12 protein-coding genes are annotated in these 12,732 nt (G+C 68.7%); 7 read left to right on the plus strand and 5 right to left on the minus strand.

Going from position 1 to position 12,732, the window contains the following annotated elements; all coding sequences use genetic code 11:
* Window positions 1–25: 25 nt before the first annotated feature.
* Window positions 26–775, plus strand: a complete 750-nt coding sequence (locus tag QZ471_RS03700; RefSeq protein ID WP_295460987.1) for an ABC transporter ATP-binding protein — start codon at window positions 26–28, stop codon at window positions 773–775.
* Between the two features lie 17 nt (window positions 776–792).
* On the opposite strand, the gene QZ471_RS03705 is transcribed toward QZ471_RS03700, so the two are convergent.
* Window positions 793–1,827, minus strand: a complete 1,035-nt coding sequence (locus QZ471_RS03705) for an AraC family transcriptional regulator (protein ID WP_295460989.1) — start codon at window positions 1,825–1,827, stop codon at window positions 793–795.
* Window positions 1,824–2,846 (minus strand): carbon-nitrogen hydrolase family protein, encoded by a 1,023-nt coding sequence (locus QZ471_RS03710; RefSeq protein ID WP_295460991.1) that lies wholly within the window; start codon window positions 2,844–2,846, stop codon window positions 1,824–1,826. Before QZ471_RS03710 ends, QZ471_RS03705 begins: the two co-directional genes overlap by 4 nt.
* A gap of 196 nt (window positions 2,847–3,042) precedes the next feature.
* Between QZ471_RS03710 and QZ471_RS03715 the strand changes: the two genes are divergently transcribed.
* From QZ471_RS03715 to QZ471_RS03725, 3 genes are all read left to right on the plus strand, one after another.
* Window positions 3,043–5,097, plus strand: a complete 2,055-nt coding sequence (locus QZ471_RS03715; RefSeq protein ID WP_295460993.1) for an NADPH-dependent 2,4-dienoyl-CoA reductase — start codon at window positions 3,043–3,045, stop codon at window positions 5,095–5,097.
* Window positions 5,098–5,420: 323 nt separating this feature from the next.
* Entirely contained in the window at window positions 5,421–6,734 is a 1,314-nt protein-coding gene (locus QZ471_RS03720) for a chromosome partitioning protein ParA (RefSeq protein ID WP_295460994.1), read from the plus strand.
* Between the two features lie 18 nt (window positions 6,735–6,752).
* Entirely contained in the window at window positions 6,753–7,676 is a 924-nt protein-coding gene (locus tag QZ471_RS03725; protein WP_295460995.1) for a pyridoxal-phosphate dependent enzyme, read from the plus strand.
* Here the strand turns inward: QZ471_RS03725 and QZ471_RS03730 are convergent.
* Window positions 7,649–8,533: a DUF1853 family protein gene (locus QZ471_RS03730; RefSeq protein ID WP_295460997.1), complete on the minus strand. Its 885-nt coding sequence runs from the start codon at window positions 8,531–8,533 to the stop codon at window positions 7,649–7,651. The two genes, QZ471_RS03725 and QZ471_RS03730, sit on opposite strands and share 28 nt — an antisense overlap.
* Window positions 8,534–8,668: 135 nt before the next feature.
* Here QZ471_RS03730 and QZ471_RS03735 point away from each other — a divergent pair, with 135 nt between their 5' ends.
* The 3 genes from QZ471_RS03735 to QZ471_RS03745 are packed head-to-tail and all read left to right on the plus strand — an operon-like array spanning window position 8,669 to window position 11,378.
* Window positions 8,669–9,553: an NAD(+) kinase gene (locus QZ471_RS03735; RefSeq protein ID WP_059226153.1), complete on the plus strand. Its 885-nt coding sequence runs from the start codon at window positions 8,669–8,671 to the stop codon at window positions 9,551–9,553.
* Complete coding sequence (locus QZ471_RS03740; protein WP_295460999.1) at window positions 9,553–10,512, plus strand: metallophosphoesterase; 960 nt, start codon at window positions 9,553–9,555, stop codon at window positions 10,510–10,512. Before QZ471_RS03735 ends, QZ471_RS03740 begins: the two co-directional genes overlap by 1 nt.
* Window positions 10,509–11,378 (plus strand): rhomboid family intramembrane serine protease, encoded by an 870-nt coding sequence (locus tag QZ471_RS03745; RefSeq protein WP_295461001.1) that lies wholly within the window; start codon window positions 10,509–10,511, stop codon window positions 11,376–11,378. Before QZ471_RS03740 ends, QZ471_RS03745 begins: the two co-directional genes overlap by 4 nt.
* Here QZ471_RS03745 and QZ471_RS03750 read toward each other — a convergent pair whose 3' ends face one another.
* Both QZ471_RS03750 and QZ471_RS03755 read right to left on the minus strand, forming a co-directional pair.
* Window positions 11,379–11,696, minus strand: a complete 318-nt coding sequence (locus QZ471_RS03750) for a hypothetical protein (RefSeq protein ID WP_295461003.1) — start codon at window positions 11,694–11,696, stop codon at window positions 11,379–11,381.
* Window positions 11,697–11,782: 86 nt separating this feature from the next.
* On the minus strand, window positions 11,783–12,679 hold the full coding sequence (locus QZ471_RS03755; protein ID WP_295461005.1) for an alpha/beta hydrolase: 897 nt from the start codon (window positions 12,677–12,679) through the stop codon (window positions 11,783–11,785).
* Between the last annotated feature and the right edge of the window lie 53 nt (window positions 12,680–12,732).

The raw sequence follows: 12,732 nt of genomic DNA on the forward strand, positions 1-12,732 counted from the left end.
TTCCCTGGTCCGCGAAACAGCGGGAATGAGTCTGGAGGTACGCGGCCTGAGCCATGCCTTCGAACTGGCGGATGGCCCCCTGCCCGTGCTGGAGCGGGTCGATCTGCACCTGGCCGCTGGCGAGAGCCTGGGGTTGCTGGGCCCCTCGGGCTGCGGCAAGTCGACCCTGCTGCGTCTGGTGGCAGGCCTGGAGTCGGTGCAGAGTGGCAGCCTGCTGGCCGACGGTGCTGCCATCCCTGGGCCGCATCACTCCCGCGTCCTGATGTTCCAGGACCCCACCCTCTACCCCTGGCGCCGCGTCTGGGACAACGTCGCCCTCGGCCTGCAGGCCCGGGGGTTGCTCGCCAGCCAGCGCGCGCGGGTGGACGAGGCCCTGCGCCGCGTCGGTCTGCTGGAGTTTCGCCACGCCTATCCGCGCCAGCTGTCCGGGGGCATGGCTCAGCGCGCGGCCCTGGCCCGGGCGCTGGTGAACGAGCCGCGGCTGCTGCTGCTCGACGAGCCCCTGGGCAAGCTGGATTCCCTCACCCGCATCGCCATGCAGAGCGAGCTGATCCGCCTCTGGCAGCAGCAACGCTACAGCGCCTTGCTGGTGACCCATGACGTCGAGGAGGCCCTGTTGCTGTGTGACCGGGTATTGGTGTTTTCGGCGCGCCCGGCCCGGGTGCTGGCCGAGATCGTCGTCGACCGGCCGTATCCCCGCCGGCGCGACGATCCCCGGCTGCTGGAATTACGCCACCACGCCCTGGACCTGTTGGGGCAGGGCAGCGACTGGTAGAGCGCTGGAGCGAGACGTCAGGCGAGGCGAGAGTGGCGCCGCCAGTCCCCAGGCGTCTGCTCGGTCCAGCGTTTGAAGGCACGCTGGAAGGCGGCGGGAGAGGCGAAACCCAGCAGGTAGGCGATCTCGCCGAAGCTGGCTTCGGTGTCGCGGATATAGGCCAGGGCCAGGTCGCGGCGGGTCAGATTGAGCAGGGCGCGGTACTGGGTACCTTCGTCCGCCAGCTTGCGTCTCAGGGTCCAGGGCGGCAGGCGCAGGCGGCTGGCGATCTGCTCCAGGGTCGGCTCGCCATGGCGCAGCAGCGGGCCCATGACCTCCACCACCCGTTCGGTGAGGCCGCGGGTGCGGGTCAGACGTTCATGTTCGGCGGCGCTGAGGGCCAGCAGCTGGCGCCAGGTGGCGGGGCAGTGGTCGGGGCCGGGCAGGGCCAGGGTCGCGGCGTCGAGCGACAGGGCGTTCTCCGCTGCGCCGAATTCTACCGGGCAACCGAAGGCGGCCTCGTAGGGGGAGAGGTCGGCGGGCGCTGGGTATTCGATCAGCACACGGCGTGGATACAGGGGTGCGCCGGCCACGCTGCCCAGCAGCGCCAGCCAGGCGCTGAGCACCACGTCGACCACGAACCTGTTGTAGCCGTTGTAGGGGCTGATGCTATAGAAGTGCAGCCAGGCGTCGCGCCCTGCGGCGGCCCAACGCGAATGGCCACGGTAGTTGCGCCCATAGAGTGGCTCCAGGTGCAGCAGCGTCTCTGCCGCGTGGCGCACGTCCGGGGCCTGGGCCACGGTGACCCCGGCGAGGCCGAGAAAGGCAGGGCGCATCGCCCGGCCCATGGCCAGTCCCAGGGCCGGATCGCCGGTCACTTCCAGGGCGGCGTGACCGAGGCGCATGTAGTGGGGAATCGACAGCCTCCCACCAGGCTCGGCCAGCCGCGCCGCGGTGAGACCGAAGCGACTCAGCAGGCTTTCGGCATCCGCACCGCGCGCCGTCACCGCGGCAGCCAGCGCCAGCACGAAGCCGGTGGACAGATCGCCTAGGCGTAGCGCCGGACCGCTCATAGCCGCAGGTTGATCAGCTTGGCGCCACCGTGGGCCGGATCGGTCGCCGCTGTCGCATCCGGGGTGAAGCCCTGGCTGGCACCGTCGGCACGCCATTCCCACAGCCGGCCGTGCAGCCGGACTTCCAGGGCGGCGCGGATGCCGGCCGCCCGCAGGCGCTGAGCATCGAAGGGCGCTGGCGCCGGGGTCGCCCCCGAGGCCAGGGCAGGAATGGCCAGCAGGTCCACCTGGGGATCGTCCAGCACCCCGGCACGGGTGGTATCGCTGCCCTGGATAACCCCCAGGCGGCCCAGAGCGGTGTCCAGCCGCAGTAACGGCGGGCTGAGGTCTTCGCCCCCTTGCTGGCCGGGCAACGGCCGCACCAGCGCCGGCCCGAGCGGTTGACCCTGGGGACCGAACACCAGGGTGACGTTGCGCAGAGGGCCGGTGCCGACCTGGAGTTCTCCCTCCACCAGGCTCGGACTGGGGAGGACGATGGAGCCGGCCACCAGAATGACCTGGTAGCGGCGGGCAAGGCCGGCGAAGAGTTGCTGGTAGGCGCTGGCCATGTCCCAGGCCTTCATGCGCAACAGGCTGTCGGCCAGGCGCTGGTCCCCTTCGGCCTGGAACCAGGCGCGGGCGAAGCGCAGGGGATTGCCCAGCATCAGCCAGTGGAAGGCGTCTGCGGTCTGGGTCGCGGCATAGACCTCGGGCTTCTCGCCCATCAGCGCCAGCGGGGTGCCCAGGTGCTCGGGCAGCACCACCACGGTGTGGGCGCCGAGCAGGCCCAGGCGCCGGGCATTGTCCAGGTAGGCATCGAGCTTGAGCCTCAGGCGCTCGGGATTGCCGTAGTCCAGGGCGAACAGCTCGGGCTCTATGCCCAGCAGGTTGCCGGTGCTGGCCGCGGTGGGCGTGGTGGCCAGGTCCACCGCCAGGCTGCTGCGCAGATCCGACAGGTAATGGAAGGCTGGCCGCTGGGCCACCCAGCCCGCCAGCACGGCGAACAGGGCGATCAGCACCAGGAACACGAGCTTGCGCATTGACACTCCGCAGCGGGCCCGGCGTGCGGCCGGGCGAAACAAAGGTGCTCAGGGTAGGAGACCTGGACGCCTCTGCCAAGCCACGGCTGTACATTTGGGTAAAGAGGTTGTCATTTGCGGTGATTGAGACCTGGGCGCAGGGCTCCTATCGTGACGGCAGGCCCTCCTGAGAAGGGCCAACCGACCGGAGACCGCCATGATCGACCTCGCCCTCAGTAATACCACCCCTGAAGATACCTATCCGCATCTGCTCGAACCCCTGCAGCTGGGGTCGATCAGGTTGCGCAATCGCGTGGTAATGGGGTCCATGCACACGGGGCTGGAAGAGCGTCCGGGCGGCTTCGCCCGCATGGCGGCCTTCTTCGCCGAACGGGCGCGGGGCGGGGTGGGGCTGATCGTCACCGGCGGCATCGCACCCAACGAAGAGGGCGCGGTGGCCAAGGGCGCCGCCAAGCTGACCACTGCCGAGGAAGCCGAGCATCATCGTCCGGTGACGGACGCGGTGCACGCCGCCGGCGGGCGCATCTGCCTGCAGATCCTGCATGCCGGCCGCTATGCCTACAATCCGCAGCTGGTGGCACCTTCGCCGCTGCAGGCCCCGATCAATCCCTTCACGCCCCGCGAACTCGCGGACGCCGAGGTGGAAGCCCAGATCGACGCCTTCGTGCGCTGCGCGCAGCTCGCCCAACAGGCCGGTTACGACGGTGTCGAGGTGATGGGCTCGGAAGGCTACTTCATCAACCAGTTCATCGCCGCGCGGACCAATCATCGTAGTGATCGCTGGGGTGGCGACTTCGCCAATCGCTGCCGCTTGCCGTTGGCCATCGTCGAGCGCATCCGCGCAGCGACCGGGCCGGATTTCCTGATCATCTTCCGCCTCTCGCTACTGGATCTGGTGGAGCAGGGCAGTACCCCCGAGGAGTGCCTGCAGCTGGCGCTCTGGCTGGAGGCCGCGGGCGTCAGCCTGATCAACACCGGCATCGGCTGGCACGAGGCGCGCATTCCCACCATCGCCACCCTGGTGCCGCGCGGAGCCTTCGCCGCCGTCACCGCCCAGCTCAAGGGCCGGGTGGGCGTGCCGCTGATCGCCACCAACCGCATCAACACCCCCGAGGTGGCCGAGCGCATCCTTGCCGCCGGCCAGGCCGACCTGGTGTCCATGGCGCGCCCCTTGCTGGCCGATGCGGACTTCGTCGCCAAGGCCGCCGCTGGCCGGGCCGACGAGATCAACACCTGCATCGCCTGCAACCAGGCCTGCCTGGACCACACCTTTGCCGGCAAGCTGACCAGTTGCCTGGTCAATCCCCGCGCCTGCCATGAGACCGAGTTGCAGATCCTGCCCACCGCCGAGCCGCGCACCTATGCGGTGGTCGGGGCCGGACCGGCCGGCCTGGCCGCTGCCTGCACCCTGGCGGAGCGCGGCCACCAGGTGGTGCTGTTCGAAGCCAGCGAGCGCATCGGCGGCCAGTTCAACGTCGCCAAGCGCATTCCCGGCAAGGAAGAATTCGGCGAGACCCTCAGGTACTTCCAGCGGCGTTTGGAGCGGCTGAACGTCGAGGTGCGTCTCAACCAGCGGGTGAGCGCTGCCGAACTACAGGCCCAGGGCTTCGACTCGGTAATCCTGGCCACCGGGGTCACTCCGCGGATTCCCGCCATCCCCGGCGTCGATCATCCCAAGGTGCTGGGCTATCTGGACGTGCTGTTGGAGCGCCAGCCAGTTGGGCGAAGAGTCGCTCTGATCGGCGCCGGTGGCATCGGCTTCGACGTCGCTGACTTCCTCACCCACGGCCACCAGGACGCGGAACCCATCACCGCCTTCTACCGGGAGTGGGGCATAGATCCGACGTTCAGCAGCCGCGGCGGCCTGGCCCCGGCGGCACCACCGGCCGTGGAACGCGAGGTCTGGCTGCTGCAGCGCAAGCCGGGCAAGCCCGGCAAGGGCCTCGGTAAGACCACCGGCTGGATTCACCGGGCGCGCCTGCAGCGTCGTGGAGTGCACGCCTTCGGCGGGGTGGAGTACCTGCGCATCGACGATGCCGGTCTGCACCTGCGCCTGCCCGATGGCACCGAGCAACTGCTGGCGGTGGACAACGTGGTGCTCTGCGCCGGGCAGGAGTCGCTGCGCGAGCTGGAGAGCGAGCTGCTGGGCATGGGAATGGCGGTGCATCGGGTGGGCGGGGCCGACGTCGCGGCCGAGCTGGATGCCAAGCGTGCCATCGATCAGGCCACGCGACTTGCCGCTCAGCTGTAACTCTTCGTTGCAAAGCGGGAAGATTTCTGTGACCTGTCTCTCATAACATCCTTTCCAAACCGACCGCCGTCCCATTGTCCGGTCCAGGCCCCGTCGCGCCACGCAGGATTGGCTAAGCTGCCGTCCTGCCGCGTCGGTTGGGCGATCCGCCTGCCGGCGCACCAGGTAGCGCGGAGGATGCATTAGTGCTCCGTCGGCCGGCCGGGAGAGGTAGGATGCACCTCCAGTCGCATCGACCCCTCGCCCTGCCTATGGCTGAGCGAGTCACGGGGACGGACGCTGGCCTCGGTATTCATGTGGGATCGACAGGGCAAGCGGCACAGATGGCAGAGACGTTTAACGAAGAGGCGGTACTGACCCCGGTGGTGCTGGGGTTCGGCGACCAGGGCGTGAACCGCGCCTTGCTGTTTCCCGATTTCCAGGCGCTTTGGCGCGGCGAGGGGCCGCTGCTGGACTGCGCCGGCCGGCGCCATCGCTTCGTCTATCTGCTGCTTGACGACCATCGCCGGGTCAAGGCCGCGGTGTTCTTCCTGCTGGCCTTTGACGCCCAGGGTTGCCCGCTGCCCGAATGGGATCTGCCGCTGATGGAGTTGGCCGAGCGTGGCGGCGTCGGTCCCGATCTCGGCGCTGGGCCGATCCGCCTGGCCAGCCGCAGCCAATGCGCCATTTCCTGGCACCAGGGTGATCTCTGGGACCCGCGCAGCGATGAGGAGCACGACGACTGGCAGGCGATTCGCGACTGCCTGGGTCTGGTCGCGCCACGCGATGGCGAGGTCGAGCTAGCCGGGGAATACCATCCCAGCGCCGCCGATGGCATCGACGTCGAGGCGCGCCTGGAGCGGGTCCGCCGCATCCTCGCCCAGGAACACCAGGAAGCGCTGGACAAGCTCATCGCTGGCCAGCGCACCCGCCTGCTCACGCTCACTCGGCAGCACCAGGAAGACCTGGCACGGCTGCAGCGGGATGCCGACGAGCTGCGCACCGCCAAGGCCGAGCTGGAGGTGCGCTATGCCGCCCTGGCCCAGCACCTGGAGCAGCAGAACGACCTGGCCCGCCAGCAGCGCGAAGAACTCAACGAACAGATGCGCACCCTGGAGCGCAACGCCCTCTACAAGATCGAGGCGCTGCGCATCCAGGCCGAAGCCGAGAGTGAAGCGCGGGTGGCCGCCGCGGTGAATGAGCTGAAGAACCAGCTGGCGATCCGCGAGGTGGAACTCAAGTACCGCGATGAACTGGACGGCCAGTTGCAGGACGACATCCGCCAGCTGCGCGAGCGTTGCGCCCAACTGGTCGCCGACAGTAACGAGGGCCAACTGGAGCGCCTGGCGCGCCAGGGTATCCTCTTCGTCACCTTCCAGCCCGGCGCCGGCCATCTCATCCTCGGGCGCCAGGATGTGCCACGTTTCAGCGCCGACCCCCTGGGTTTCGTCGCCGAACACTGCAAGGTCAGTCGCGAGCAATACCAGCGTTGGCTGGAGCATCACCAGCAGCCGGTGTGCCAGGCCGAGGTGGACGGCGAGCGCTGTGGTCGTCCGGTGGCCCGGGTCGAGCATCCGGCCCAGTTCGATCCCCTGCGTTCGACGCGCTGTGCCGAGCACCGCGGCGACGACAGCGATGGCGACGTCGCCAATCTCTGAGCCTGCGTCGTCACCGCCATGACCATCCTTACCCCCGCTGCGCTCCAGGAGGTGCAGCTTGCGCTTCTGGCCGCACGCGACCTGCGCCTGGCCGTGCTGCGTCTGGACCAGCGTCCGCCCGCTGCCAACGGCAACAAGGGCTACAAGCTGCGGCCCTGGCGCGAGCGACTGCGCCGGGGTGAAGGTCGGGGCCTCATCAGCCTTGGCGGCGTCCACTCCAATCACCTGCATGCGCTGGCTGCCCTCGGTCAGCAGGAAGGTTTCGCCACTGTCGGCCTGCTGCGCGGCGAGCCCTGCCAGACGCCCACCGTCCAGGACCTCCAGGCCTGGGGCATGACCCTGCACTGGCTCGGCTATGGCGGCTATCGCCGTCGCCATGACCCCGACTTCTGGCAACCCTGGCAGGCCCGCTATCCGGACCTGCTGCCCGTTCCCGAAGGGGGATGTGATGAAGCGGCGGTGCTTGCCTGCGCCGGGATCGCCGCCGAGTTGCGCCAGGGCCTCACTGCCCTGGACTGGCCGGACTGCCAGCAACTCTGGCTGGCGGCCGGCACTGGCACCACCCTGGCCGGAGTGATCCGCGCCGCCGAGCCGGCCTGGCAGGTGGTGGGTGGGCTGGCTGTACCGCCGGGGCAGGGCGTCGAGGCCAATCTGGCGACCCTGCTACCGCGGGGAACCACGACGGACTGGCGCCTGGTGGATGCCTGTCGCGGCGGCTTCGGCCGGATCGATGCCGAGCTGGCCCGGGCCATGGCGGACTTCGAGACGCAGACCGGTATCGCCCTCGATCCGCTCTATACCGGCAAGCTCTGGCTGGCGCTCCGGGATGAAATCCAGCGGGGCGCGGTGGCCCCGGGCAGCCGCCTGGTGCTGGTGCACAGTGGCGGTCTGCAAGGCCGTCGGGCGCTGGAGACTCAGCTGGCGGCCTTGGCCGCGGGTTGAGTCGGCCAGCCTGGGGGCACCAGGAACAACCGCGCGGCTTCGTCGCCCCGGTCATCGCGGCGGACCAGCAATTGCGGCCAGATCGGCTCGCCCTCCGGCAACGGCAGGCAGGGCGTGCTCGCCACGGCCGGCGCCAGCCAGTGGCCCTTGGGCAGCACCTCCCAAGGGCCGTCGGGCAGTCGCGAGCGTTGGCACCACAGCGGCGGTTGCGCCGGTGGCAAGGCGCCGGTGGGCCAGGGCAGGGCGGCGGCGAGCGGCTGGAACAGATAGCCCCCCATCCAGAAGGCGGCCCGCGGCGGCGCGATGTCCCGCGCGGCCAGGTTGGCTCTGGCCAACGGGGTACTCGACAGCGGCAACTGCCGCTCGCGCAGATGGGCCAGCTTGCGCGCCAGTTGGTCCTCGCCGCCCGGTCCCAGCCAGCGCGGTGCGGTGGGCACGCCTTCGCCCAGGTAGAACTTCACCGCCAGTTCCAGGTGATGGATACCCTCGTCATCCGCCACCAGCAGGTCCAGTTCGCCCAGGGTTCGCTCGCCTTCGCGCAGCGGCAGGTTGGCGGCCAGCAGCCGCACCCCGGGCGCGCGATCCAGGGCGAATTGCCAGAGTCTTTCGTATTGCCGCCCCAGGCGCCGGTCGCTGCCCTGCGCCAGCCAGGCGGTCAACTCGGCCGGTGCCGCGTCCTGTTGCCGCAGCCAGTCCGCCAGCCGCTCGGGGTGGGCCGCCCAGTCGCTGGCGACCAGGGGATGGCGGGTGTCCTCGGCCACCAGCAGCGGCGGCGCGCTCAGCGTCCAGGCGAGGGCGCGCACCTGGGGCTGGCTCAGGCGGCGTTGCAACGCGCACAGCTCGGCGAAGGGCGTCATGGCGCCAGCATAGGCCAAGGACGGGGTGGCGGATCAACCGAGGCGACCCGTGGTCGGATGCAGGCGGTTTGCCGCTGCCACGGGCTTTCGCCCATACTTTCCGCCCAATCCAGCCAACGGGGCCGCCGGCGCGACATGGACTCCTTTCGTAACATTGGCATCATCGGCCGACTCGGCAGCACCCAGGTGCTGGACACCATCCGCCGGCTGAAGACGTTTCTGCTGGCGCGGAACCGCAACGTCATCCTGGAGAACACCATCGCCGAGGTGTTGCCCGGCCATGGCCTGCAGACGGTGTCGCGCAAGCTCATGGGCGAGATCTGCGACCTGGTGATCGTGGTCGGTGGCGACGGCAGCCTGCTCGGCGCCGCCCGCGCCCTGGTGCGTCCGCGCGTACCGGTGCTGGGCATCAACCGCGGCAAGCTCGGCTTTCTCACCGACATCCGCCCCGACGAGCTGGAGACCAAGGTCGCCGAGGTGCTCGACGGCCAATACCTGATGGAGACGCGCTTCCTGCTGGATGCCTTCGTCGAGCGCGGCGGCGAGATCATCGGCCAGGGCGATGCGCTCAACGACGTGGTGCTGCACCCTGGCAAGTCCACCCGGATGATCGAATTCGAGCTGTACATCGACGGTCAGTTCGTCTGCAGCCAGCGCGCCGACGGCCTGATCGTCGCCACCCCCACCGGCTCCACCGCCTACTCGCTGTCGGCCGGCGGCCCCATCATGCATCCCAAGCTGGACGCCATCGTGGTGGTGCCCATGTACCCGCACACCCTGTCCAGCCGGCCCATCGTGGTTTCCGGCGACAGCACCCTGTCGATCCTGGTGTCGCCGAACATGACCATCTATCCGCAGGTCTCTTGTGATGGCCAGAATCATTTCACCTGCGCACCCGGCGATACCGTGACCATTCAGAAAAAGCCCCACAAGCTCAGGCTGATCCATCCGCTGGATCACAACTACTACGAGATCTGCCGGACCAAGCTCGGCTGGGGCAGTCGGCTGGGAGACGATTGATGCCGCTGGGCTACGATCTCATCGGTGACCTCCACGGCTGCGCCCATACCCTGGACCTGCTGCTGGAGCGCCTCGACTACCGCCAGGTGGACGGCGTCTGGCAGCACCCCGAGCGCCAGGCGATCTTCCTCGGCGACCTGGTCGACCGCGGCCCGCGCATCCGTGGTGCACTGCGGCGGGTCCGCGCCATGGTCGAGGGCGGCCATGCCCACTGCATCCTCGGCAACCACGAACTCAATGCCCTGGCCTGGCATACCCCGGCCACGCCCGGCAGCGGCCAGACCTGGGTGCGTGAGCACACCCCGCGGCATCGCCAGCTCATCCAGGAGACCCTAAGCGCCTTCGCCGACCATCCCGAGGAGTGGCAGGATCACCTGCGCTGGCTCTACACCCTGCCGCTGTGCAAGGACTTCGGCCACTTCCGCATCGTCCATGCCTGCTGGGATCAGCGACTGATCGACGAATTCCTGCACCACTATCCGGATGCCTGCATCGACGAGGATTTCGTTCGCCAGTCCATCCGCGCCGGCAGCCTGCCGAGTCGGGTCGCCTCGCGGCTGCTCAACGGCGTCTCGCTGCCCTTGCCCCATGGTCTGCGCCTCACCGGCAGCGACGGCTACGTGCGGGCGCGCTTTCGCACCAAGTTCTGGGAGAGCGATCCCCAGACCTATGGCGACGTGGTCTTCCAGCCCGATGCCCTGCCGGCGGAGATCGCCTGCGAACGCCTGAGCGACGAGGAAAAGGCCGGGTTGCTCTGCTACGGAGAGGACCAGCCCATGCTGTTCGTCGGCCACTACTGGCGCGACGGTCATCCCGAACCCCTGCGGCCCAACCTGGCCTGCCTGGACTACAGCGCGGTCAAGTACGGCAAGCTGGTGGCCTATCGTCTCGACGACGAGCGCCAGATCGATCCGGAGAAGTTCGTCTGGATCGACGTGCAGCGGGAGGAGGGCCGATGAACCAGCCGCAACCCGTGCTCCGGGTACCCCTGGGCCGAGACCTGCTGGGCTTCACCCAGCTCCTGCGCCGTTTGCAGATTCGCCACCGCGTGGTGGAAGAGGGCGACAGCCAGGTGCTCTGGGTGCTCGATCCGGCGCGGGTCGAGGAAACCCGCTCTCTTTACGAGCGCTACCCCGATGGCGACCCCCAGGGCCAGGTCAAGGCTGCGCCGCGCTCGGCTGGCGTGGGTCTGCTGACCCAGCTCAAGGCCAGCCCGATCAGCGCGCTCTTCCTGATAATCACTCTAGCGTTGGGCCTGGCGACCGAGTTCGGCGACAACCTGGCGTTCATCCATTACCTGACGCTGCAGGACTTCCGCCTGATCGATGCCGACCACATCGCCTTCCTCGATCTGGACGTCAGCCTCTCCCGTGGCGAATGGTGGCGGCTGGTCACACCGATCTTCCTGCACTTCGGGGTGCTGCACCTGGCGATGAACGCCCTCTGGTTCTGGGAGCTGGGCCGTCGCATCGAATTTCGTCAGGGCGGCCTGATGCTGCTGCTCCTGACCCTGGTGTTCGCCGCCGGCGCCAATCTCGTGCAGTACGCCTGGAGCGGACCGGCCTTGTTCGGTGGCCTTTCCGGCGTGCTCTACGGGTTGCTCGGCCATTGCTGGCTGTTCCAGTGGCTGGCGCCCAACCCGGCCTATCGCATGCCCCGTGGCGTGGTGGCCATGATGCTGATCTGGCTGGTGATCTGCCTCACCGGCGTCTTCGATCTGCTCGGCTTCGGTTCCATCGCCAACGGTGCCCATGTCGGCGGACTGCTACTGGGCTGCGCCACCGGCATCATCGGCGGCGCGCTGGCGCGACTGCGCCAGCGCTGATCAGCGCCGGCGCTTGAGTTCCGGGGCCAGGCTGAGGGAATTACGATAACGCCAGCGCCGCTGGCTGCGCAGGCGGAGCCAGCGGCCCAGGAGCATCAGGAGCGCACCACCGCCCAGCAAGCCCAGGGCGACGTCGCGTTCCAGGACCAGATAGGGAGCCAGCGCCGGCAGCTCCAACAGGGCGCTCCCGCCAACCAGCACGGCGGCCAGGCCGGCCAGCACCGACAGCAGTCCTAGGCCGGCGGTCAGCCTGGTGACGAAGGGCTGCCGCAAACGCAGCGGCGGTGGATCGAAACGGTCTTGCTCGGGCAACTTCATCTTCATACCCCAGGATGCGCATCAGGCTGCCGAGGTTATACGCCTCGGCGCGCCTTAGCGAGCCTGGGTCGCTCTGGAGCGCCTGTCTAGTCACCTGAACCACAGAAGTCCAGCAGCGCCTCGGCGATGAGCGTGGGAGCTTCGCGGTGGGGAAAATGGCCCACCCCGGCGAGTACCCGTCGCTCATAAGGTCCTTGGAAGAAGGCTTCCCGGCCGGCCGAGGTAGCGGGGTGATTGCAGGTATCCGCCTCCCCGTGCAGCACCAGCGTGGGCAGACTCAGGACCGGCGCGGGTCGTTGGCGACGCTCCTCTTCGGCATAGGCCGGATCTCCCGCAGCGAAACCCCAGCGGTGACGATAGGAATGCAGCACCACCGCCAGCCAGTCGTCGCCCTGGAAGGCGTCGGCCGCGGCAGCGAAGTCGGCTTCTGAGTACCAGTTATCCGGTGGTGACCAGGTGTCCCACATCAGCCGGGCGAAGGCAGTCCGATCTTCCGCCAGTGCCTGGGCACCGCGGGGCGTCGCCAGGTACCAGTGATACCAGTAATTGCGTGCCTGCAGCAGGTCAAGGGGCTGGTCCGGCGCATTGGTGCCATAGCCTACGGACAGCAAGACCAGGTGAGTGGCGAGAGGGTCTTGCAGGCCACAGGCGATGGCGGCCGCGCGTGCACCCCAGTCGTGACCGACCAGCACCGGTCGCTCCAGTTGCAGGGCAGCGATGAAATCCAACAGGTCCCGGCCAAGGGCGGTCAACTGGCCGGTGCGGGGCGTGGCGTGGTGACGGAAGCGCGTCGGGGCGAAACCACGCAGCGCCGGGGCCAGCACCCGGTAGCCTGCCGCGCTCAGGCGCTCAGCCACCTCCTGCCACCCGCGGGGGCTGTCCGGCCAGCCATGCAGCAGAACAGCGGTGCAGCGTCCGGCGGGATTCCATTCCAGATAAGCGATGTCGAGCAGGGCGGTGGTGACGTGGCGATAGGGTGGCATGGAAGTATCTCTCGTGGGTGGTAAGGCCCAGCCTAGGTGGACGAGTCATGCCG

Origin of the sequence: uncultured Pseudomonas sp. (assembly GCF_913774235.1) — a bacterium.
Lineage (GTDB): Bacteria > Pseudomonadota > Gammaproteobacteria > Pseudomonadales > Pseudomonadaceae > Chryseomonas.